General features: G+C 71.8%; 20 protein-coding genes and 1 riboswitch. Of the genes, 3 read left to right on the top strand and 17 right to left on the bottom strand.

Annotated elements, in window-relative coordinates; translation table 11 throughout:
* Positions 1–258: 258 nt before the first annotated feature.
* The 3 genes from RQG84_RS10145 to RQG84_RS10135 all read right to left on the bottom strand — a co-directional run bounded on the left by RQG84_RS10145 (position 259) and on the right by RQG84_RS10135 (position 4141).
* Positions 259–1707: an aspartate ammonia-lyase gene (locus RQG84_RS10145; RefSeq protein WP_311209939.1), complete on the bottom strand. Its 1449-nt coding sequence runs from the start codon at positions 1705–1707 to the stop codon at positions 259–261.
* A gap of 153 nt (positions 1708–1860) precedes the next feature.
* Positions 1861–2958: a branched-chain amino acid aminotransferase gene (locus RQG84_RS10140; RefSeq protein ID WP_311209938.1), complete on the bottom strand. Its 1098-nt coding sequence runs from the start codon at positions 2956–2958 to the stop codon at positions 1861–1863.
* Between the two features lie 85 nt (positions 2959–3043).
* The gene (locus RQG84_RS10135; protein ID WP_311209937.1) at positions 3044–4141 is read right to left on the bottom strand and encodes a 3-isopropylmalate dehydrogenase; all 1098 of its coding nucleotides are present in this window, start codon (positions 4139–4141) and stop codon (positions 3044–3046) included.
* Positions 4142–4683: 542 nt separating this feature from the next.
* Here RQG84_RS10135 and RQG84_RS10130 point away from each other — a divergent pair.
* Positions 4684–5247, top strand: a complete 564-nt coding sequence (locus tag RQG84_RS10130; RefSeq protein ID WP_055967188.1) for an O-methyltransferase — start codon at positions 4684–4686, stop codon at positions 5245–5247.
* Here the strand turns inward: RQG84_RS10130 and RQG84_RS10125 are convergent.
* Both RQG84_RS10125 and RQG84_RS10120 read right to left on the bottom strand, forming a co-directional pair.
* Positions 5228–5902, bottom strand: coding sequence for a hypothetical protein (locus RQG84_RS10125; RefSeq protein WP_311209936.1), 675 nt, complete (start codon positions 5900–5902; stop codon positions 5228–5230). The genes RQG84_RS10130 and RQG84_RS10125 overlap by 20 nt on opposite strands.
* Positions 5890–6042 carry a hypothetical protein gene (locus RQG84_RS10120; RefSeq protein ID WP_311209935.1) on the bottom strand — a complete coding sequence of 51 codons (153 nt, stop codon included), beginning with the start codon at positions 6040–6042 and terminating at the stop codon, positions 5890–5892. The genes RQG84_RS10125 and RQG84_RS10120 overlap by 13 nt, the downstream gene beginning before the upstream one ends.
* Positions 6043–6162: 120 nt before the next feature.
* Between RQG84_RS10120 and RQG84_RS10115 the strand changes: the two genes are divergently transcribed.
* Positions 6163–7593: a PLP-dependent aminotransferase family protein gene (locus tag RQG84_RS10115; RefSeq protein WP_311209934.1), complete on the top strand. Its 1431-nt coding sequence runs from the start codon at positions 6163–6165 to the stop codon at positions 7591–7593.
* Here the strand turns inward: RQG84_RS10115 and RQG84_RS10110 are convergent.
* The 11 genes from RQG84_RS10110 to RQG84_RS10060 all read right to left on the bottom strand — a co-directional run bounded on the left by RQG84_RS10110 (position 7583) and on the right by RQG84_RS10060 (position 19318).
* A complete protein-coding gene (locus RQG84_RS10110; protein WP_311209933.1) occupies positions 7583–8251 on the bottom strand; it encodes a TenA family protein in 669 nt (222 codons plus the stop codon). The two genes, RQG84_RS10115 and RQG84_RS10110, sit on opposite strands and share 11 nt — an antisense overlap.
* Positions 8248–9051: a bifunctional hydroxymethylpyrimidine kinase/phosphomethylpyrimidine kinase gene (thiD, locus tag RQG84_RS10105; RefSeq protein WP_311209932.1), complete on the bottom strand. Its 804-nt coding sequence runs from the start codon at positions 9049–9051 to the stop codon at positions 8248–8250. Before thiD ends, RQG84_RS10110 begins: the two co-directional genes overlap by 4 nt.
* Positions 9048–9704 carry a thiamine phosphate synthase gene (locus RQG84_RS10100; RefSeq protein ID WP_311209931.1) on the bottom strand — a complete coding sequence of 219 codons (657 nt, stop codon included), beginning with the start codon at positions 9702–9704 and terminating at the stop codon, positions 9048–9050. The genes thiD and RQG84_RS10100 overlap by 4 nt, the downstream gene beginning before the upstream one ends.
* A complete protein-coding gene (thiM, locus tag RQG84_RS10095) occupies positions 9701–10489 on the bottom strand; it encodes a hydroxyethylthiazole kinase (protein WP_311209930.1) in 789 nt (262 codons plus the stop codon). Before thiM ends, RQG84_RS10100 begins: the two co-directional genes overlap by 4 nt.
* A riboswitch (TPP riboswitch) is annotated at positions 10478–10571 on the bottom strand. (Overlaps the previous gene by 12 nt.)
* A gap of 56 nt (positions 10572–10627) precedes the next feature.
* Positions 10628–11653, bottom strand: coding sequence for a ketol-acid reductoisomerase (ilvC, locus tag RQG84_RS10090; protein WP_257727815.1), 1026 nt, complete (start codon positions 11651–11653; stop codon positions 10628–10630).
* Positions 11654–11691: 38 nt separating this feature from the next.
* On the bottom strand, positions 11692–12225 hold the full coding sequence (gene ilvN, locus RQG84_RS10085; protein WP_055967178.1) for an acetolactate synthase small subunit: 534 nt from the start codon (positions 12223–12225) through the stop codon (positions 11692–11694).
* Positions 12225–14012 carry an acetolactate synthase large subunit gene (locus RQG84_RS10080; protein ID WP_396135271.1) on the bottom strand — a complete coding sequence of 596 codons (1788 nt, stop codon included), beginning with the start codon at positions 14010–14012 and terminating at the stop codon, positions 12225–12227. Before RQG84_RS10080 ends, ilvN begins: the two co-directional genes overlap by 1 nt.
* Before the next feature lie 311 nt (positions 14013–14323).
* Complete coding sequence (locus RQG84_RS10075; protein WP_311209928.1) at positions 14324–15346, bottom strand: hypothetical protein; 1023 nt, start codon at positions 15344–15346, stop codon at positions 14324–14326.
* A 130-nt stretch (positions 15347–15476) separates the two neighbouring features.
* The gene (locus RQG84_RS10070; protein WP_257727818.1) at positions 15477–16937 is read right to left on the bottom strand and encodes an SDR family NAD(P)-dependent oxidoreductase; all 1461 of its coding nucleotides are present in this window, start codon (positions 16935–16937) and stop codon (positions 15477–15479) included.
* A 5-nt stretch (positions 16938–16942) separates the two neighbouring features.
* Entirely contained in the window at positions 16943–18661 is a 1719-nt protein-coding gene (gene ilvD / locus RQG84_RS10065) for a dihydroxy-acid dehydratase (RefSeq protein WP_257727819.1), read from the bottom strand.
* A gap of 57 nt (positions 18662–18718) precedes the next feature.
* Positions 18719–19318, bottom strand: coding sequence for a hypothetical protein (locus RQG84_RS10060; protein ID WP_311209927.1), 600 nt, complete (start codon positions 19316–19318; stop codon positions 18719–18721).
* Between the two features lie 111 nt (positions 19319–19429).
* Here RQG84_RS10060 and RQG84_RS10055 point away from each other — a divergent pair, with 111 nt between their 5' ends.
* Positions 19430–20035 (top strand): Pycsar system effector family protein, encoded by a 606-nt coding sequence (locus tag RQG84_RS10055; RefSeq protein WP_311209926.1) that lies wholly within the window; start codon positions 19430–19432, stop codon positions 20033–20035.
* Here the strand turns inward: RQG84_RS10055 and RQG84_RS10050 are convergent.
* The gene (locus RQG84_RS10050; protein WP_311209925.1) at positions 20029–20709 is read right to left on the bottom strand and encodes a hypothetical protein; all 681 of its coding nucleotides are present in this window, start codon (positions 20707–20709) and stop codon (positions 20029–20031) included. The genes RQG84_RS10055 and RQG84_RS10050 overlap by 7 nt on opposite strands.
* Positions 20710–20718: the final 9 nt, after the last annotated feature.

The raw sequence follows: 20718 nt of genomic DNA, 5'->3' as shown, positions 1-20718 counted from the left end.
TGGAGGATCCACCGATGGCACGCACGAACGAAGAATCCTGCGCCGATCACGCGCAAAGGAAGAATCGTGCGTCACCCCCAGCACCAGACCGGACCCCGAGACGCCGGACCGGCGCCCACCCAGATCCCCGGTCGAGGCCCTTTCGGAGACCAGTCCCGGCGTGAGCCGAGGCAGCGCAGCAGCAGGTCCACGGCGACCGCAGGCGTCGCAGCAGCAGGTCCACGACGACCTCAGGCAGCGCACCCGCAGGACGTCCGGTCAGGCGCGAGGCGTCAGGTTGGCGAGCACCTCGGGCTGCAGGATCGCGTGCAGCTGCTCCGGCGGGAGCAGCTTCTTCTCCAGCACCAGCTCGGCCACGCCGCGGCCGGTCGCCAGCGCCTCCATCGCGACCTCGGTGGCCGCGGCGTACCCGATGAACGGGTTGAGGGCGGTGACGAGGCCGATCGAGTTCTCGACCTCCTGGCGCAGCAGCTCCTCGTTGGCGGTGATCCCGTCGACGCAGCGACGCGCGAGCACCAGCATGGCCTCGCGCATGCGGTAGATGCCCGACGACAGCGAGTAGCAGATGACCGGCTCGAAGGCGTTGAGCTGCAGCTGACCGCCCTCGGCCGCCATCGTGACCGTGACGTCCATGCCGATGACCTGGAACGCCACCTGGTTGACCACCTCGGGGATCACCGGGTTCACCTTGCCGGGCATGATGCTCGAGCCGGCCTGCACCGCCGGCAGGTTGATCTCGTTGAGACCTGCTCGCGGACCCGACGAGAGCAGGCGCAGGTCGTTGCAGATCTTGCTGATCTTCACCGCGACCCGCTTGAGCACGCCCGACAGCTGGACGAACGCGCCGCAGTCCTGCGTGGCCTCGATGAGGTCGACGGCGCTCACGAGCGGCAGCCCGGTCATGCGCGCCAGGTGCTCGCAGGCGATGGGCACGTAGCCGACCGGCGCATTGAGCTGGGTGCCGATCGCCGTGGCACCGAGGTTGATCTCGTGCAGCATCGCCACCGCCTCGGTGAGGCGGCTGTGGTCCTCGCCGAGCATCACCGCGTAGGTGGAGAACTCCTGGCCGAGCGTCATCGGGACCGCGTCCTGCAGCTGGGTGCGGCCCATCTTCAGCACGCCGCGGAACTCCTCGGCCTTCGCGGCGAACGACGCCTGCAGCACCAGCATCGCGTCGAGCAGGGAGTGGGTCGCCAGGATGATCGCGATCTTGACCGCCGTCGGGTACACGTCGTTGGTGGACTGGCTCAGGTTGACGTGCTCGTTGGGGTGGATCCGGGCGTAGTCACCCTTGGTGTGGCCCAGGATCTCGAGCGCGCGGTTGGCGATGACCTCGTTGGCGTTCATGTTCGTGGACGTGCCCGCGCCACCTTGCATGACGTCGACGACGAACTGGTCGTGCAGCTCCCCGGCCCTGATCTCCTCGCACGCCTGCTCGACGGCACGGAAGCGCTCGTCGTCGAGCAGCCCGAGCTGGTGGTTGGTGGTCGCGGCGGCCTGCTTGACCGCCGCGAGCGCCTCGATCAGGAACGGGCTCTGGCCGATCGGGATGCCGGTGATCGGGAAGTTCTCTGTGGCGCGCAGCGTGTGGACGCCCCAGTAGGCGTCGACGGGGACGTCGCGGTCGCCGATGAGGTCGTGCTCGCGTCGCGTGGTGCCGTCCGGTGCCGCCGGCTGCTCCGCAGCGCGGCTGGTCGAGAGCGTCATGTCGTCCTTCCGTCGCAGGGACGGGCCGAGGGTGGGGTCCGCCGCTGGTTCTCGTGGGTCACGTCGCGGGATCGCCGCAGGTGACCGTGGTCACACCCATCTGACCAGAACGACCCCGGGCGCGCCAGCACCCGGGGTCGTGTCGTGCGCGGTTCAGTCTGCGACCGGGCGCATCCAGTTGTGCCGGTCCTCGGCGCGGCCGTACTGCACGTCGACGAGGGCGGAGCGGATGTCGAGGGTGACCTTGCCGGCCCCGCCGTCGCCGGCGACCGCCTCGCCGCCGTCCCACTTGAGCACGCCCACGGGCGTGACGACGGCAGCGGTGCCGCACGCGAAGACCTCGGTGATGGTGCCGTCGGCGGTGCCCTCGCGCCACTCCTCGATGCTCACCCGGCGCTCGACGACCTCGTGGCCGAGGTCGCGGGCGATCTGGAGGATCGAGTCGCGGGTGATGCCCTCGAGGATCGAGCCCGAGAGCTCGGGGGTGACGATCGACCCGTCGGACTGGACGAAGTACAGGTTCATCCCTCCGAGCTCCTCGACCCAGCGGTGCTCGACCGAGTCCAGGAAGGCGACCTGCTGGCAACCGTGCGCGGTGGCCTCCTGCTGCGGGAGCAGGCTCGCGGCGTAGTTGCCGCCGCACTTGGCCGCGCCCGTGCCGCCCGCACCGGCGCGCGAGTACTCCGAGGACAGCCAGATGGAGACCGGCTCGACCCCGCCGGGGAAGTACGCACCGGCCGGTGAGGCGATGACGCAGTAGGTGACGTGCTGGCTCGGACGGACCCCGAGGAAGACCTCGGAGGCGAACATGAACGGACGCAGGTACAGGCTCGTCTCGCCACCCTGGGGCACCCAGCTGCGGTCGGCCTCGACCAGCGCACTGATGGAGCCGAGGAACCAGTCCTCGGGCAGCTGGGGCAGCGCGAGCCGGTGCGCCGAGCGCTGGAGCCGCGCAGCGTTCTGCTCGGGTCGGAACACCCGGATCGAGCCGTCGGCCCAGGCGTAGGCCTTGAGCCCCTCGAAGATCTCCTGCGCGTAGTGCAGGACCGCGGTCGCGGGGTCGAGCTGCAGCGGACCGTAGGGCACGACGCGCGCGTCGTGCCAGCCGGCCTCGGGCGTCCACTCGGTGAGGAACATGTGGTCGGTGAAGTGGTTGCCGAAGCCCGGCGAGGCGAGGATCGCCTCCCGTTCGGCGTCCGTCCGGGCAGCCTGGTTGAGCTCGAGGGTGCTGGCGAACGGTGCGGTGGTCATGCTGGACACGGTAGTCCTTCCGGGGTCGAGGGGGCACGGCCCCTCGGGGGCCCCGTGGGGTCCCCGACGGGGCTCGCGGTGGGGGTCAGCCCACCGCTACGCCCTCGGCCGCAGCCGCGCTGGCGCGCGCGGCGATGGCCTCCCCCACCTCCTCGGTGCTGCGCGGGGCGGCGTCGTGGGCACCCGCCCCACGAGCAGCGATGTCGGCCTCGACGGCCTGGCTGACCTGGTGGGCGGCCTCGGGGTGGCCGAGGTGCTCGAGCAGCAGCGCGCCCGACAGGATCGCCGCCGTCGGGTCGGCCTTGGACTGACCCGCGATGTCGGGTGCGGACCCGTGCACGGGCTCGAACATGCTCGGCGCCGTGCGGTCGGGGTTCACGTTGCCGCTCGCCGCCAGGCCGATGCCGCCCGTGACCGCGGCCGCGAGGTCGGTGAGGATGTCGCCGAAGAGGTTGTCGGTGACGATCACGTCGAAGCGCCCCGGGTCGGTCACGAGGAAGATCGTGGCGGCGTCGACGTGCAGGTAGTCGACGCTCACCTCCGGGAACTCCTGGGCGACGGCGTCGACCGTGCGGCTCCAGAGGTGACCGGCGTGCACGAGCACGTTGTTCTTGTGCACGAGCGTGAGCTTCTTGCGCGGACGCGCCTGTGCTCGGGCGAACGCGTCGCGCACCACGCGCTCCACGCCGAAGGCGGTGTTCACGCTCACCTCGGTCGCCAGCTCGTGCGGCGTGCCCACGCGGATGGCCCCGCCGTTGCCGACGTACGGCCCCTCGGTCCCCTCGCGCACGACCACGAAGTCGATCGGCCCGCGGTCGGTGACCTGGGGTCCGAGCGGCGTGGGAACGCCGGGGTACAGCGTGCTGGGCCGCAGGTTGACGTAGTGGTCGAGCTCGAAGCGCAGCCGCAGCAGCAGTCCTCGCTCGAGCACGCCCGACGGGACGCTCGGATCGCCCACGGCGCCGAGCAGGATCGCGTCGTGGCCGCGGATCTCCTCCAGCACCGTGTCCGGGAGGGTCTCCCCGGTGGCGTGGTAGCGGCGCGCACCCAGGTCGTACTCGACCGTGTCGAACGACAGGTCGTGCTGGGCCGCCACGGCGCGCAGCACCGTGAGGGCCTGGGTGGTGACTTCGGGACCGATGCCGTCGCCGGGGACGACGGCGAGCGAGTAGGAGCGCGTCATGGCCTCATCCTAGAAGTCGCGTCTCATGATCTGAAACCGCGGTCCCAGAGGATGGACGTCGCGGGGCCGTCATCAGTTGTCGTCGGGACGCTCGGACGGCTCGGCGGCGGGGGTCACGGCGTCGTCGCGCAGGTGGGCGGGTCCCCACTCGATCGGGTAGCTGTTCATGGTCTCTCCTGAGGGTCGTGCTGGATCGGACGGACGGGTTCCATCGAGACGATGGGCGGGTCCGGCACCGGTCCGACTGCTCCACGGGCGACGACATCCGGGGGTGATCGGATGGATCAGGAGAGGGAATCAGGTCGTGATCCCCGTGCGAGGCGATTCAAGCCTGCGGCGGAACAGTCGGGCCAAACGCCAAACTCCGCGGCAGGGTGGGCCCTACGAGGCCCTGCCGCGGCAAGCGATGACTACGAGCTGCTTCCGCATGATGGGACCAGACTACGGCCAGCCACGTCGACCGCAGGGCAGGTTGCCCCGCGTGTCTCGCCCGATGAGACGGCGGAGGTGGGCGCCGCGCGCGCGGGTGCCAGACTGGCGAGGTGAGCGCTCCTTCGCAGATCCCCGACCTCGTGGCGCGGTCGCTCGACCTCGCCCGTCAGCGGGGGTTCATCACGTCGACCCGCCACGAGACGGGCCGACTCCTGGCGGCGCTCGCCGCGTCTCGCGAGGGCACGCTCGCCGAGCTGGGCACCGGCACCGGCGTCGGCTCGGCCTGGCTGTCCAGCGGCGCACCCAAGGCCGCCAGGATCGTGAGCGCCGAGCTCGATCCCTCCCTCGCGGGCGACGTCCAGAAGATCTTCGCCGACGTCGACAACGTCGAGATCGTCGCGGGCGACTGGTCCACGCTCGAGCAGTACGCCCCGTTCTCGTTGCTGTTCGTCGACGTGCGCGAGGTCATGGAGCAGATCGACGTGCTGGCCGACCTGATGCAGCCCGGCGGCATCGTGGTGCTCGACGACTTCGTGCCGTCGGTCCACTGGCCCCCGATCGTCGATGGTCAGGTCGACGTGGTGCGCGAGCAGTGGCTGACCGACGACCGGTTCGCCGCGGTCGAGCTGCTCATCGACGAGGGCGCGTCCCTCGTCATCGCGACACGTCGTTGACCGGTTCCGGACCAGGTGCCGAGGCGCCGGGCCGCTCGGGCCGGCGCACCTGCGTGAGCGGCAGGAACAGCTGCACCACCGGACCGATCGCGAGCGCGTAGAGCACGGTGCCGACGCCCACGGTGCCCCCGAGGACGAACCCGACCACCAGCACCGTGACCTCGAGGCTGGTCCGCACGAGCCGCACGCTGCGACCGGTGCGCCGCACGATCCCGGTCCAGAGTCCGTCGCGCGGCCCGGTCCCGAGGTCCGCCCCGATGTAGAGGGCCCCGGCGATCCCGTTGCCCACCACGCCGACGAGGAGGAAGGCGACCTGGACGCCGAGCGCGTCGGGCGTCGGGAGCAGGGCGAGCGTGACGTCGACGGCGATGCCGATCAGCACCACGTTGAGCACCGTGCCGATGCCGGGGCGCTGACGCAGCGGGACCCACAGGAGCAGCAGCACCGCACCCACCAGGATCACCACCTGGCCGAACGTGAGGGGCAGGTGGTGCGTCAGCCCTTCGTGGAACACGTCCCAGGGGTCGAGGCCGAGACCGGACTCCACCAGCAGGGCCATGGTGACCCCGTAGAGCCACAGGCCGATCACGAGCTGCACCATGCGACGCGTCATCCGCCGCCCTCGAAGGGCGCGAGCGAGGTTCAGCGTGGCCATGAGCGCATCCTCTCCTGGTCGTCGCGGACGAGCGGAGGCGGTCGCAGTCCGAGCCCGTCGCCGGCCAGGACACGCAGGCCGGCCGCCAGCCCCAGGAGAGCCAGCGGCACCAGGACGAGGAGGAGCCAGAAGGTGATCATGAGCCGAGCCTGGACCGCAGGTGGCCTGCTCGACCAGAGCCACTTCGCGGGTCCTGGACGCAGCCACTCGGGGCCAAGTGGCCCTTTCGGTCAGGTCCAATCATCCTGCATGCTGGTGGCGTGGACCCCAGCACCTCCGCCTTCCGGCTCGCCGCGATGATCGGGACGTTGCCCGACGGACCGGCCTACCGGAACCTCGCGGACACGATCCGCCTGCTGGTCGTCGACGGCCGCCTGCTCGACGGCACCCGGCTGCCCAGCGAACGCTCGCTGGCCCAGGCCATGGGGCTGAGTCGCACCACCACGACCCGCGCGTACGACGAGCTGCGCCGCCGTGGCGTGCTCCACTCCCGCCAGGGAAGCGGCAGCGTGCTCCGGGTGCCGACGAGCTCCACCACCGCCAGCAGCCTCATCGTCGACCCCGACGACCCCGACACCATCGCCCTGACCTTCTCCGCCCCCACCGGCCCCTCCGGCCTTACCCGCGCCTTCGGCGCCGCCGCCGAGCAGCTCCCGTCGCTCCTCACGACGTCGGGCTACCTGCCCGACGGACTGCCCGCACTGCGCGAGGTGATCGCCGAGGGGTACGTCGCCGCAGGGCTGCCGACGGACCCGGACCAGATCATCGTCACCAACGGGGCACAGGGTGCGATCTCGCTGGTCGGTCGCACGTTCGGCCGACCCGGTGCCGGTCTGCTCGTGGAGGGCACCAGCTACCCGCACGGCGTCGAGTCGTTGACCGGCTTCGGCTACCGCACCACTCCCCTGCCCATCGGCGAGGACCCGTGGGACGCCGACGCGGCCGCAGCGGCCGCGCCCCACGTGGAGGCCGCGTACCTGATCCCCGACTTCCACAACCCCACCGGTGCCGTCATGCCCGTGGAGACCCGACTCCGGCTCGCCCACACGCTGCGCCGGCACCAGGTGCTCACGATCGTGGACGAGTCCATGCGTCGGCTCGACCTCGCCGGGGAGGGGCTGCCCGCGTCGTACGCCGCGCACGACCCGGACGCGATCGTCGTCGACTCCCTGTCGAAGGTCCTCTGGGGTGGGCTGCGGATCGGCTGGATCCGCGCACCCCGCCGTCACGTGACGGCACTGCTCCAGTCGCGCATGCGACACGACCTCGGCACCGCGGCGTTCGACCAGCTCGTGGCCGCCGAGGTGCTCCGCCACGACCAGCACCTGTTCGACGAGGCCGTGGTGCGACTGCGCCGACAGCGCGCCGCCATGGTCGAGGCGCTGGCCGCCCACCTCCCGGACTGGGACGTGCCCGTGCCGCCCGGTGGGCCGAACCTCTGGGTCGGCCTCCCCTCACGCTCGTCGAGCCGGCTCGTCGCCGCGGCCGCGCAGGAGGGGCTGCTGCTCACGCCCGGTCCTCGATTCACGCTCGGCGCTCCCAGCGCCGGCGAACGTCGGCTCCGGCTGCCCTGCACCTCCGCCGAGCACGTGGGCGTCGAGGCCGTCCAGCGCCTCGCCCGTGCCTGGTCGGCCGTCGTCTCCGGTCGACGCTGCGAGCCGACCGGCACGAGGGTCGACCTCATCGCGTGAGGGCTTGACCCCCCGCACGCCACGCCTCGTCCCAGAAGTGCCACTCCAGGTCGGTGGCGGCCGCGTAGGCCGTGAGCATCGACCCCTCGAACGTCGACCCCGCGGCCAGCCGGTCAGCCGTGCACTCGGCGCGCCTGACCGACGCCTCGAAGTCCGCCGAGTCGTACGTGGCGATCCACCGTCCGTAGGGGTGGCGGTCGAGCCCACCGGCCGCTACAGCCACCTGGCGGCCGACCTCGACGTACACGCGGAAGCACGGGAGCACGGCGGCCACCGCCACCTCCACGGGTGAGTCGAGGGCGTGCTGCGCGAGCATCGCCAGGTAGGCGACGCAGCTCGGTGAGGGCGGGCGTCCATCGACGTCGAGGCCACGCCGCGACAGCTCGCCGAGGTGGAGCGTCCGCTCGGCCGCCACGGCTCCGGCGGCGAGGGTCGCCCAGGTGCCGACGTCCTCGACGTCGTCGAGCCGTGAGGCGATGCGCGCGAGCGCACGCGCATAGCCGGCCAGGTAGTGCGCGTCGTCGACCAGGTAGCCCGCGAAGACCTGGTCCGGCAGCGTGCCGTCGGCCAGGCCGGTCACGAACGGGTGCCGGCAGATGTCGGCGTAGCGGTCGGCGACGTGCGACCACGCCCGCTCCGAGAACGGCACGGTGCTCATGACGCCGTCTTCCTCAGGCGGACGAGATGGTCGACCGGACCCCTGCCGCTGCCCACCTGACGGGTGGCACCCGAGACCAGTGCCTCCGTCAGGTAGTCCTTCGCCGACCCGACCGCCTCGCGCAGAGTGGCGCCCAGGGCGAGGTGGGCGGCCACCGCCGCCGACAGCGTGCAGCCCGTGCCGTGGGTGTGCGGCGTCGCGACACGCTCGGCACGGAACCAGGTCGGCCCCTCGGAGTCGAGCAGCACGTCGTCGCTCGACCCGCCGGAGCCGTGGCCTCCCTTGACGAGTGCCGCTCCCGCACCGAGGCCGACCAGGCCGCGTGCCAGCTGCTCCGGCGCCGCGCCCGTCTCCAGTCCTGTGAGCACGACGGCCTCGGGGAGATTCGGGGTGACCAGGGTCGAGCCCGGGACCAACAGGTCGCGGATCGCCGCTTGCGCGTTCCGGGGCAGCAGGCGGTGGCCCGACGTCGACACCATGACCGGGTCGAGGACGACGTTCGGCACGTCGGCGAGCAGGTCGGCCACCAGCGCGACGAGCGCCGGGGAGCCGAGCATGCCGACCTTGACGGCCCGCACGTCCAGGTCGTCGAGCACCGAGCGGAGCTGCCCGCGCACGACGCCGAGCGGGACCGGGTGCACGGCGTGGACACCGGTCGTGTCCTGCACGGTGACCGCCGTGATCACGGTCGCGCCGTACACACCGAGCGCCGTCGCGGTCTTCAGGTCGGCCTGGATGCCGGCGCCTCCCGACGGGTCCGACCCGGCCACGGTCAGGACCACGGGCTCGCGCGGGCTCATGCGACGCCCCCGTCCCGGTCGGCCAGGGCGGTGTCGACCACGTGCCGCAGCCGCCGCGCAGCCCGACCCGGGTCGGCCTGGCCCCCGATCGCACGGACCACGGCAATGCCGTCGAGGCCCGCGGCGACGGCGCTGCGGGCGTTGTCCTCGTCGAGGCCACCGATGCCGACGACGGGGAGCCGGCCGTCGACGCGACGCGCCACGTGAGCCACTCCACGCAGGCCGAGCGGCGGCGCGGTGTCACGCTTGGTCGCGGTGTCGTGCACCGGGCTCACTGCCACGTAGCTGCACGCCGACACCGCAGCCTCGTCGTCGAGCTGGTCCAGGTGCTCCACGGACCACCCGACGAAGGCGTCCGGGCCGACCTGGGCCCGGAGCACCGTGGGGTGTGCGTCCCCCGCGCCGCCGTGCACTCCGGCAGCGGCCCGGACCACGTGGTCGTTGCTCAGGAGCGGAACGCCCGACCCCGCCAGCGCGTCGCGGAGCGACTCGACCTGAGCCGTGAGCTCCTCGACGGTCGCGCGCTTCGCCCGCACCTGCACGCACGTCACGCCGCCCTCGACGGCCGGCACCACGACGCGGCGCAGGTCGGACCCGAACGACGGGTCGGTGACGAGGTACAGACGCAGGTCGGGGTATCTCGGGGGCCTCATGCGCCGGGACGGACGTGGGAGCCCGGCTCGAGCCGCCCCGGCTCGGCAAGGCGGTCGACGATCGACACCCGCAGGCTGGCCGGCCCCTCGGCGACCTCGGCCGCCGAGGTCCCGGCGGAGGCCAGCAGCCCCATGGCCCCGGCGGCGGCGGCCACCGGGTCGTCGACGACGGCACAGGCCGCCGCCACGAGGGCGCTCGAGGAGCACCCGAGCGCGGTGATCATCGGCATCCAGCGGTGACCGCCGTGGACGTGCAGCGCACGGTCGCCGTCGGTGACGAGGTCGACCGGGCCACTGACCACGACGACGCAGCCGTGCTCGCGGGCGACGGTGCGGGCGGCCACGTGGGCGTCCTGCGCGTCGGCCAGGCTGTCGACCCCGCGCGACGCTCCGACCGTGCCGGCCAGCGCCAGCACCTCCCCCGCATTGGCACGCACGACGGTCGGGCGCAGACGCAGCAGGTCGTCGACGAGCTCACGCCGGTAACGCGTTGCGCCCACCGCCACCGGGTCCAGCACCCAGGGCGTGCCGTCGGCCCGTGCCTGCGCCGCGGCCAGCCGCATGCCGTCGGCCCAGCGCGGCGACGGCGTCCCGATGTTCACGTAGACAGCGTCGGCGAGCGCGGCCAGCTCGGCGGACTCCTGAGGATCGTGCACCATGGCGGGCGACGCGCCCACCGCGGACAGCACGTTGGCCGTCAGGTCCATCGAGACGAAGTTGGTGAGGCACTGCACCAGAGGTGCTCGCTCACGCAGGGCCGTGGTGACGGCAGACGTCGGATCCATGTGTCTCCCTCGCGCCGGTGCTAACCGGATCAGGTTCGGCGGGTGTCATCTCAGCCCCTGCGGGGCACCCCGGACGTCCACGACCATAGCGAAGGCCCCCGTCCGTCGGACGGGGGCCTTCGTGGCTCTAGCGGTGCGTCAGCGAGCGGCAGAACCCTCGACGTAGTCATCGTCGGACTGCTTCCACGAGAAGTGGGAGCGCAGCACCTTGCCGGTGGCCTCGATCGGGTGACCGGCCTCCTGCTCGCGCAGGGCGAGGAACTCCGGGGCGCCGGCGTCCTGGTCGTCGATGAAGCGCTTGGCGAACGTGCCGTCCTGGATGTCGGCGAGCACGGCCTGCATGCGCTCCTTGACCGAGGAGTCGACCACACGCGGTCCGGAGACGTAGTCGCCGTACTCAGCGGTGTCGGAGATGCTCCAGCGCTGCTTGGCGATGCCGCCCTCCCACATGAGGTCGACGATGAGCTTGAGCTCGTGCAGCACCTCGAAGTAGGCGATCTCCGGCTGGTAGCCGGCCTCGGTGAGGGTCTCGAACCCGGCCTGCACGAGGTGCGACATGCCGCCGCACAGCACGGCCTGCTCGCCGAAGAGGTCGGTCTCGGTCTCCTCGGTGAAGGTCGTCTTGATGACGCCGGCGCGGGCGCCGCCGATGGCCTTCGCGTACGAGAGGGCGAGGTCCCAGCCCTGGCCGCTGGCGTCCTGCTCGACGGCGATGATGTCGGGGATGCCGCGGCCGGCGACGAACTCACGGCGCACGGTGTGGCCGGGAGCCTTCGGCGCCACCAGCAGCACGTCGACACCGGCGGGCGGCTTGATGTAGCCGTACCGGATGTTGAAGCCGTGGCCGAACACGAGCGCGTCGCCGTCGACGAGGTTGGGCTCGATGGACTCGGCGTACACGTGGCGCTGCACCTGGTCGGGGGTCAGCACGACGATGACGTCGGCCTCCTCGACGGCGTCGGCGACGCTGAGCACGCGCAGGCCCTCGGCCTCGGCCTTCTCGCGGCTCTTGGAGCCTTCGGCGAGGCCGACGCGGACGTCGACGCCGGAGTCGCGCAGGTTCAGGGCGTGGGCGTGTCCCTGGCTGCCGTAGCCGATGACGGCAACCTGCTTGCCCTGGATGATGCTGAGGTCTGCGTCGTCGTCGTAGAACAACTCGGCCACTGGTATCTCCTCGTGTCGTGGATGGGTTCGTGGGATGGTCAGGCGCTCTGGTGGCCCGGCACCGTCCGCAGCGTGCGGTCGGTGATGGACCGCGCGCCGCGTCCGATCGCGACGCGACCGGACTGGGCGATCTCGCGGATGCCGAACGGCTCGAGCACGTTGAGCATGGCCGTCAGCTTGCCCGAGTCGCCCGTCGCCTCGATGGTGACGGCATCGGTGGACACGTCGACGACCTTGGCGCGGAACAGCTGCACGGTCTCGAGCACCTGTCCACGGGTCTGCGCGTCCGTGCGCACCTTGATGAGCATGAGCTCGCGCTCGACCGCCGACGCCGAGTCCAGCTCGACGATCTTCAGCACGTTCACGAGCTTGTTGAGCTGCTTGGTGACCTGCTCCAGGGGCAGCTCGTCGACGTTGACGACGATCGTCATGCGGGAGATCTCGGGGATCTCCGTGGGGCCGACCGCGAGCGAGTCGATGTTGAACCCGCGCCGCATGAACAGGCTCGAGACGCGGGCCAGGACGCCCGGGGTGTTCTCCACCAGGACGCTGAGCGTGTGCTGCGTTGTCATCAGAGGTCCTCGTCGTCCCACTCGGGCGCCATGTCGCGCGCGATCTTGATGTCGTCGTTGCTCGTGCCGGCCGCGACCATCGGCCAGACCATGGCGTCGCGCTCGACCACGAAGTCGATGACGACGGGTCGGTCGGTGATCGCCATGGCCTCCTTGATGACGGCGTCGAGCTGGTCCTCGCTGTCGCAGCGCAGGCCCACGCAGCCGTAGGCCTCCGCCAGCTTCACGAAGTCGGGGATGCGGCGTGCACCGATGGACTCCGGACCGGTGTTGAGGTCGGTGTTGGAGTAGCGGCCCTCGTAGAACAGGGTCTGCCACTGGCGCACCATGCCGAGCGAGGAGTTGTTGATGACCGCGACCTTGATCGGGATGCCCTCGATGGCGCAGGTGGCGAGCTCCTGGTTGGTCATCTGGAAGCAGCCGTCGCCGTCGATCGCCCAGACGACCGAGCCGGGCAGCCCGACCTGGGCGCCCATCGCGGCCGGGACGGCGTAGCCCATGGTGCCGGCGCCACCGGAGTTCAGCCACTGGCGAGGGCGCTCGAAGTCGATGAAGTGCGTCGACCACATCTGGTGCTGCCCGACCCCGGCCGCGTAGGTGGCGTCGGGTCCGGCGATGGCGCTGATCCGCTCGATGACGGTCTGCGGTGCGAGCCCCTCGGACGGCTTGTCGTAGCCGACCGGGAACCGGCCCTTGGTCGAGAGCATCCGCTCGCGCCAGGGTCCGTACTCCCCCTGCACGCCGGTCTCCTCGGCCTGCTTGCGCAACGTGACCACGAGGTCGGCGATGACCTCGCGGCAGTCGCCGACGATCGGCACGTCGACCTCGCGGTTCTTGCCGATCTCGGCGGGGTCGATGTCGGCGTGGATGACCTTGGCCCCGGGGGCGAACGTGTCGAGGTTGCCCGTGACCCGGTCGTCGAAGCGCGCGCCGAGCGAGATCAGCAGGTCGGACTTCTGCAGCGCCGCCACGGCGGCCACGGTCCCGTGCATGCCCGGCATCCCGAGGTTCAGCTCGTGGGAGTCGGGGAACGCGCCGCGCGCCATGAGCGTGGTGACCACGGGGATCTGCGTCAGCTCGACCAGCATGGCCAGCTCGGCCGCGGCGTCGGCCTTGATGACGCCGCCACCGACGTAGAGCACCGGCCGCTCGGCGGCCGCGATGAGCCGTGCCGCCTCGCGCACCTGCTTGCCGTGCGGGCGGGTCGTGGGCCGGTAGCCCGGCAGGGCGAGCTCGTTCGGCCAGTGGAACGTCGTCGCGGCCTGCAGCGCGTCCTTCGCGATGTCGACGAGCACCGGACCCGGACGTCCCGTGCCGGCGATGTGGAAGGCCTCGGCGACCACGCGCGGGATCTCGGCGGGGTCGGTGACCAGGTAGCTGTGCTTGGTGATCGGCATCGTGATGCCGCGGATGTCGGCCTCCTGGAAGCCGTCGGTGCCGATGAGGCTCGACGACACCTGACCGGTGATCGCGACGACCGGCACGGAGTCCATGTACGCGTCGGCGATGGCCGTCACGAGGTTCGTGGCACCCGGGCCCGAGGTCGCCATGCAGACGCCGACGCGGCCGGTGACCATGGCGTATCCCTGCGCGGCATGCCCGGCGCCCTGCTCGTGACGCACCAGCACGTGCCGGATGCTCGAGTCGAACAGCGGGTCGTAGGCAGGCAGGATGGCACCGCCGGGGATGCCGAAGATGACCTCGACGCCGGCGTGCTCGAGGGAGCGGACGAGGCTCTGCGCACCCGTCAGCGTCTCGGTGCTCGGCCTCGTGACCTGTTCCGTCATCGGTCGTTCCTCGCTTCGGTCCACGGTTCTCGGGTGTTCTGGGCTGGGTGTTCGGGGTGGTGGTCGTGCTGCCGCCGGTCGCTCGTGACGCCGACCCGACGGTGTCCTCGCATGAAAAAACCCTCCGGCCAATGATGGCGTACGGAGGGTGACGCGAGACGGCGGGTCGTCGCGTCAGACATCTACTACGAGCAGCATGGCGTGCACCGTCCCAGTCTCGCCCTCGCCCGGGGCGTGGTCAAGTACTGAGACGGGACGTACCAGCATCCGGACTGGCGCCGCGTCGGCGCCCGTCCGCGTTCGCGTTCGCGTCAGCGGACCTTGCGCGTCGTCGTGCGCACCGTGGCCTTGGCGTAGCCCGGGGCGGTGGCGACCACGCGGACGCTCACCCGGTCACCGCGGAGCTTCTTGCGCAGCGTCAGGCGAGGGCTGGTCGTGGTCGCCACCCGACGACCGTCGGCGTACCAGACGTGGGTGACCTTGGTCCCCGGCGCGGCCCAGCACCGCGACCGACTGGCGACGAGGGTGCGGCCGACCTTGGCCTTGCCGGTCAGGGTGACGCGCGAGCACGGGGCGTTGCGGCCCTGCACGACCACCGCAGTGCTCGCGCTCGTGTCGTTCGACGTGGTCGTGTTGGGCAGGTCCACCCCGACACGGACCGAGAGCGAGCGCCCGAGCTGGCTCGCCGTGGGCGCGAAGGTGCGACCCGTGGCCCCGGCGACGGGCCTGCCGTCGGCGAGCCACTGGAAGGTGAACAGGTCGTCGGTGACCGGCATCGGTCCACCGAACCAGTCGTCCTCGACCGTCCACTCCTGCGGGTCCGCCGTGAGCGTCCATCCCACCTTCGGCGTGCCCTTGACGTAGGGCCGCCAGGTGGCGGTGGCTCGGCGCGGGAGGTTGCTGCCGTCGAACCGGACGACGTCGAGTCCGTCGAGGTCACGACCCGCACGGACGTCCACGACCGTGGCCTCGTCCTCGCGCAGCGTCCCGCCGAGCCACATCGCGGGGATGCCCGACCTCTCCTCGGCCGGGACGGCGCGGATCCGGTAGCGGCCGTCATGGACGCCGGCCAGTCGGTAGGAGCCGTCGCTCGCGACAGCGGTGTCGACCTGGTCACCGGCACCGTCGACGGGCACCGCCGTGACCGTCCACGGCGTGGCGTCCCAGGCGCTGCCGTCGGCCTGGACGAGCCGTCCCGCGAGACCGGCTCCGGCGTCGTCCGCCGCCGCAGGACCGGCCACCAGCGCCGCCGCCACGAGGACGGGTGCGACCACGACCACGACCACCCGACCCAGGCGTCCGACGCCCCGACCGAACCTCGACCTGCTCGACATGGCGGCCCTCCCCTGCTCTCCGCTCTTGGAGAGTAGGGCGCCCCAGGACGCTGACGCCGCTTCGCGGATCTTTCCGGGACCAAAGCCGGCGAAGTCCATGACCTAGGTCAAGTGGACCGACCGGCCACGCTCACCAGGGTGAGACGTCGTAGTCCTTGAGGAAGACGCCGTGCACGTCCTCGCCCGCCTCGCCCCGCACGATCGGGTCGTACACGCGCGCCGCACCGTCGACCAGGTCGAGGGGAGCCTTGAAGCCCTCCTCCGCCAGGCGGACCTTCGTGGTGTGCGGCCGTTCGTCGGTGATCCAGCCGGTGTCGACCGCGGTCATGAGGATGCCGTCGGACTCCAGCATCTCGCCCGCGCTCGTGCGCGTGAGCATGTTGAGCGCGGCCTTGCTCATGTTGGTGTGGGGGTGCCCGGGTCCCTTGTACCGCCGGGAGAACTGTCCTTCCATCGCCGAGACGTTCACGACGTACGTGCGCCGCGCGGGAGAGGCCGCGAGCGCAGGCCGCAGGCGGCTGATCAGCAGGAACGGCGCCGTCTGGTTGCACAGCTGGACCTCGAGCAGCTCCAGCGCGTCGACCTCCGAGACGGTCTGCACCCAGCTGTTCGTGTCGACGACGTCGGGCACCAGTCCCCCGGCGTCGATCCGGCTCAGGTCGGCCGACCCCGCGGTGAGCGCCTGCTCCAGACGATGGGTCCGCTCGGTGAGCGCGTCCGCCGTCGAGGCGTCGCCGGCCAGCACGGGGTGCGACTCGACCGAGCCGACGAGTGCGGCGGGGTGCAGGTCGCTCGTGTGGCCGAACGTGACGAGCTCGGGTCCGCCCGTCTCGTACGTCAGCCCGGGCGGGAGCGGGGCGTCCTCCGCCTCGGCAAGAGGACCGTACGCGCCCGGCGACCGACGGACCGTCTGCGCTGCGTTGTTGATGAGGATGTCGAGGTGACCGCGGGACGCGAGGTCGTCGGCCAGCCCGACCACCTGTGCCGGGTCGCGCAGGTCGATGCCCACCACGCGGAGCCGGTGCAGCCAGTCGGCGCTGTCGGGCAGACCGGCGAACCGCCGCACCGCGTCGCGCGGGAACCGGGTCGTGATCGTGGTCTCGGCGCCGTCGCGCAGCAGCCGCAGCGCGATGTACATGCCGATCTTCGCGCGACCGCCGGTCAGCAGCGCCCGACGCCCCGTGAGGTCGGTGCGCGCATCCCGCTTGGCGTGGCTCAGGGCCGCGCACTCCGGGCAGAGCTGGTGGTAGAACGCGTCGACCAGCGTGAACTTGCGCTTGCAGACGTAGCAGCCGCGAGGCACCTGCAGGACCCCGGCGGTCGCGCCCCGGGCCGTGGACGTCAGGGCGATCCCGGCGGTCTCGTCGTCGATGCGCTGCGCCGAGCCCGTGGCGGTCCGCTCCACGACCTCACGATCGGCCGCGGCCGTCGCGTCCCGCGCCGCCTTGCGACGCTGCTTCTTGACGTCCTTGTAGAACCGACCGCAGGCACGCCGCAGCGCCACGTACGACGCGTCGTCCTCGGTGAGGTGCTGCGCCTCACCGAGCACCTTCAGGGCGGTGGCGAGCTCCTCGTCGGTGAAGTCGGCCACTCCTGCTACCCGGTGACGGCGCCGTGCGCCGCGGAGCTGACCAGCTTGCGGTACTTGGCGAGCACGCCGGACGTGTACTTCGGGGCCATGGGCTCCCAGCCGACCTTGCGACGCTCGAGCTCGTCGTCGTCGATCTCCACCTCGAGGGTCCGGTTGGCGACGTCGAGCGTGATCGGGTCGCCGTCGGCCACGAAGGCGATCGGTCCACCGTCGACCGCCTCGGGCGCCACGTGCCCGACGCACAGGCCGGTCGTGCCGCCGGAGAAGCGGCCGTCGGTGAGCAGCAGGACGTCCTTGCCCAGGCCTGCGCCCTTGATGGCGCCGGTGATCGCGAGCATCTCGCGCATGCCCGGACCGCCCTTCGGACCCTCGTTGCGGATGACCACGACGTCGCCGGCGGCGATGGTGCCGTCCTCCAGCGCGTCCATGGCGGCGCGCTCGCCGTCGAAGACCCGCGCCGTCCCGGTGAAGACGTCGGAGTCGAAGCCGGCGCTCTTGACCACGGCTCCCTCGGGCGCGAGCGAGCCGCGCAGGATCGTGAGGCCGCCCGTCTTGTGGATCGGTGCGTCGAGCGGGCGGATGATGTCGCCGTCCAGACCCAGGTCGATGTCGGCCAGGTTCTCGGCCATGGTGCGACCGGTGACCGTCATGACGTCGCCGTGCATGAGCCCCGCGTCGAGCAGCGCCTTCATGATGACGGGGATGCCGCCGACCTTGTCGACGTCGTTCATGACGTAGCGGCCGAAGGGCTTGAGGTCGCCCAGGTGGGGCACCTTGTCCCCGACCCGGTTGAAGTCGTCGAGCGTGAGCGGGACACCGGCCTCGCGGGCGATCGCGAGCAGGTGCAGCACGGCGTTGGTGGAGCCGCCGAGCGCCATGACGACGGTGATGGCGTTCTCGAACGCCTCGAGCGTCATGATGTCGCGTGCGGTGATGCCGCGACGCAGCAGCTCGACGACGGCCTCGCCGGACTTCTCGGCGTAGTCGTCACGGCGACGGTCGGGCGCCGGCGGGGCGGCCGAGCCGGGCAGGCTCATGCCGAGCGCCTCGGCGGCCGAGGCCATCGTGTTGGCGGTGTACATGCCGCCGCACGCGCCCTCGCCCGGGCAGATCGCCCGCTCGATGCGGTCGACCTCCTCGCGGGTGATGAGACCGCGCATGCAGGCACCGACGGCCTCGAAGGCGTCGATGATCGTGACGTCCTTGCCGTCGACGTTGCCCGGCATGATCGAGCCGGCGTAGAGGAACACGCTGGAGAGGTCGAGCCGGGCGGCGGCCATGAGCATGCCGGGCAGGCTCTTGTCGCAGCCGGCCAGCAGCACGGAGCCGTCGAGTCGCTCCGCCATCATGACCGTCTCGACGGAGTCGGCGATCACCTCGCGGCTCACCAGCGAGAAGTGCATGCCCTCGTGACCCATGCTGATGCCGTCGGAGACGCTGATGGTGCCGAACTCGAGCGGGTACCCGCCCGCGGCGTGCACGCCGGTCTTCACGGACTTGGCGAGCCGGTCGAGCGAGAGGTTGCAGGGCGTGATCTCGTTCCAGCTCGACGCGACGCCGATCTGCGGCTTGACCCAGTCGTCGTCGCCCATGCCGACGGCACGCAGCATGCCGCGCGCGGCGGTCTTCTCCAGGCCGTCGGTGACGTCGCGGCTGCGGGGCTTGATGTCGACGCCGGGCTCCGGCGTCGGGGCAGGACGGCTGTCGGGGGTCTCGCTGGGCATGGGCTGATCCTACGACCGGGGTCTGCGACCCCGTCCCCGGCCGCCACCGACACCCGGTCAGGAGGTCGCGGCGTCGGCGCGGGCGAGCAGTCGGACGGCCAGGGCGCGCAGACGGTCCTCGTCGTCGCGACGGGCGACCTGCAGACGAGCGCTCATGGCCTGGGGCGTGATGCCGAGCTGCTCGGCGGCTGCTCGCTGCGTGGCGTGGCGCCGCACCTCGTCGACCGCCTCCTGGCCGTCCGGCGACCGGTCCACCACGAGCCGGCCCAGCACCTGCAGGACGGTCTCGGCGTCGAGAGCGTCCTGGGCGTCGCGACCCTCACCCGCCTCCAGCGCCACGCCCGCGGTGCACCGTGCTGCTCGCTCGACCGCGACCCGGGCCGCGAAGAGCGCAGGACCCCGAGCCGCGCGGACCGAGGGCGGTGTCGGCGAGTCGACGTCCCCGACCCCCACCCCGATCCACCAGCGGCCGGTGCGGGCCACCTGCGTGACCACCTCGACGGCGACGTCCGGCACCGAGACGAGGCCCTGGACCTCGTCGCCCACGGTGCGCTCGAACGCGCGGACGGTCTCGGTGCCTGCCAGGAGGTCGAGGAGCCCCGGCACTCCGTCGTCGGATAGCCGGCTCCCCCGCTGGTCGATGGTGAGGGCGAACATGGACGCAGTGTATCAACCCATGAGACTTGATTCATGCGAATCAAGTCCTGAGGCTTGATTACTCGGCGAGGTGTCGCCACCCCGTGGCACGATGGCGCGCGAGGAGATGCCATGACCGATGCGACCGACGACGTCAGCCGACGCCCGACCACCGGCGACGCGCCTTCGCCTGCGCCCGAGCCAGAGCCCGCCGACGTCACCGCGCCCGACCACGACCGCGCGGTCGGGGCCGGGCCGCTCGAGGTCGAGCTCAGCATCCTCGCCGAGGCCCGCAACGAGGTGGGCGCCGCCGACCACAAGGCGTCCATGGTGCTCGCCGTCCTCGGCATCGGCTTCGGTGCGCTGCTCGCGGGCCTGCTGGCCCGGGACTGGAGCCCGGCGGAGCTCGAGCCGTTCGGACGCGTCGTCTGGACCGTGGGCGCACTGCTCGCGGGCGGGTCCGTCGGTGCTGCCGCGTGCGCGGTCTGGCCTCGCTTCACCGTTCCCCCGCCGTCGGCGCACGTGTACTACTGGGGGCACGTGGCGGCCTTCGCCTCCCGTGACGACCTGGACGAGACCCTCGACGCCCACCCGCCGACGCTGCCCGCCCGCACCCGGCACCAGCTCTACGAGCTGTCGAGGATCGTGGCGCGCAAGTACCACTGGGTGAGGGTGGCGATGCGCCTCGCGGGCGCCTCGGTGCCGTTCTTCCTGCTCGCCGCCTTCACCGGCTACTGAGGGTCGGGGCCGGCCACCGCGCCCTGGAGCAGCAGCGCGTGGGCGTGCAGCACGGCGTAGGCGCCGCTGCGACGCAGGTTCTGCGAGACCGCGGAGGGGCTGATGCCCTCCCGCTCGGCCAGCTCGGCCTGGGTGCGTCCGTCGAGCACACCGCGCAGGAGGCGACGGGAACGGACCGGCATGCCCGTCACGATCTCGTCGCGCAGCAGCAGGAACGCGTCGACGTGCGCCTGGTCGGGGCGGTCCGGGTCGGCGGGTGCGTCCGGCGCGACGACGAACCAGGTGCGCAGCGTCCGGTCCCGCGCGGTCTCGCGCGCCTTCGCCTCGTCGATGGCGTCGCGTGCCGCCCACCATCCGGGACCGTCCTGGAGCAGCCCCACCACGCCCGTCCCCAGGTGCTGCACGGCCCCCACCCCGATCCCGGCCCGTGCATCGAGCTCCTCGGGCAGCTCGAGACGGAGCAGCAGGGTGGCCCGCAAGGCCTCCTCGACCGTGCGGTACCGGGCCTGGGCCTCGTCACCCAGGGTCGGCTCGAGGGGCTGCTCGGCAGGTACCGCGTCGTTGACCGCCGACAGGGCCTGCGTGAACACCCGGTGGACCCAGGCGCGGTCACCGTGCCGGCGCGACCCGACGAGGTCCACGATCACCGTCACCCGCGTGTGAACCTCGACCATGGAGATAAG

Origin of the sequence: Aeromicrobium sp. WCS2018Hpa-31, from assembly GCF_031843905.1 — a bacterium.
GTDB lineage: Bacteria > Actinomycetota > Actinomycetes > Propionibacteriales > Nocardioidaceae > Aeromicrobium.
Note: the sequence above shows the minus strand (reverse complement) of the source record. Positions and strands in the feature narration are given on the sequence as shown.

What these genes read in the sequence shown, in the direction of transcription:
- RQG84_RS10145 (WP_311209939.1), bottom strand. Translation starts at nt 1,707, where the DNA reads ATGACGCTCTCGACCAGCCGCGCTGCGGAGCAGCCGGCGGCACCGGAC.
- RQG84_RS10140 (WP_311209938.1), bottom strand. Translation starts at nt 2,958, where the DNA reads ATGACCACCGCACCGTTCGCCAGCACCCTCGAGCTCAACCAGGCTGCC.
- RQG84_RS10135 (WP_311209937.1), bottom strand. Translation starts at nt 4,141, where the DNA reads ATGACGCGCTCCTACTCGCTCGCCGTCGTCCCCGGCGACGGCATCGGT.
- RQG84_RS10125 (WP_311209936.1), bottom strand. Translation starts at nt 5,902, where the DNA reads ATGGCCACGCTGAACCTCGCTCGCGCCCTTCGAGGGCGGCGGATGACG.
- RQG84_RS10120 (WP_311209935.1), bottom strand. Translation starts at nt 6,042, where the DNA reads ATGATCACCTTCTGGCTCCTCCTCGTCCTGGTGCCGCTGGCTCTCCTG.
- RQG84_RS10110 (WP_311209933.1), bottom strand. Translation starts at nt 8,251, where the DNA reads ATGAGCACCGTGCCGTTCTCGGAGCGGGCGTGGTCGCACGTCGCCGAC.
- thiD (WP_311209932.1), bottom strand. Translation starts at nt 9,051, where the DNA reads ATGAGCCCGCGCGAGCCCGTGGTCCTGACCGTGGCCGGGTCGGACCCG.
- RQG84_RS10100 (WP_311209931.1), bottom strand. Translation starts at nt 9,704, where the DNA reads ATGAGGCCCCCGAGATACCCCGACCTGCGTCTGTACCTCGTCACCGAC.
- thiM (WP_311209930.1), bottom strand. Translation starts at nt 10,489, where the DNA reads ATGGATCCGACGTCTGCCGTCACCACGGCCCTGCGTGAGCGAGCACCT.
- ilvN (WP_055967178.1), bottom strand. Translation starts at nt 12,225, where the DNA reads ATGACAACGCAGCACACGCTCAGCGTCCTGGTGGAGAACACCCCGGGC.
- RQG84_RS10080 (WP_396135271.1), bottom strand. Translation starts at nt 14,012, where the DNA reads ATGACGGAACAGGTCACGAGGCCGAGCACCGAGACGCTGACGGGTGCG.
- RQG84_RS10075 (WP_311209928.1), bottom strand. Translation starts at nt 15,346, where the DNA reads ATGTCGAGCAGGTCGAGGTTCGGTCGGGGCGTCGGACGCCTGGGTCGG.
- ilvD (WP_257727819.1), bottom strand. Translation starts at nt 18,661, where the DNA reads ATGCCCAGCGAGACCCCCGACAGCCGTCCTGCCCCGACGCCGGAGCCC.
- RQG84_RS10060 (WP_311209927.1), bottom strand. Translation starts at nt 19,318, where the DNA reads ATGTTCGCCCTCACCATCGACCAGCGGGGGAGCCGGCTATCCGACGAC.
- RQG84_RS10055 (WP_311209926.1), top strand. Translation starts at nt 19,430, where the DNA reads ATGACCGATGCGACCGACGACGTCAGCCGACGCCCGACCACCGGCGAC.
- RQG84_RS10050 (WP_311209925.1), bottom strand. Translation starts at nt 20,709, where the DNA reads ATGGTCGAGGTTCACACGCGGGTGACGGTGATCGTGGACCTCGTCGGG.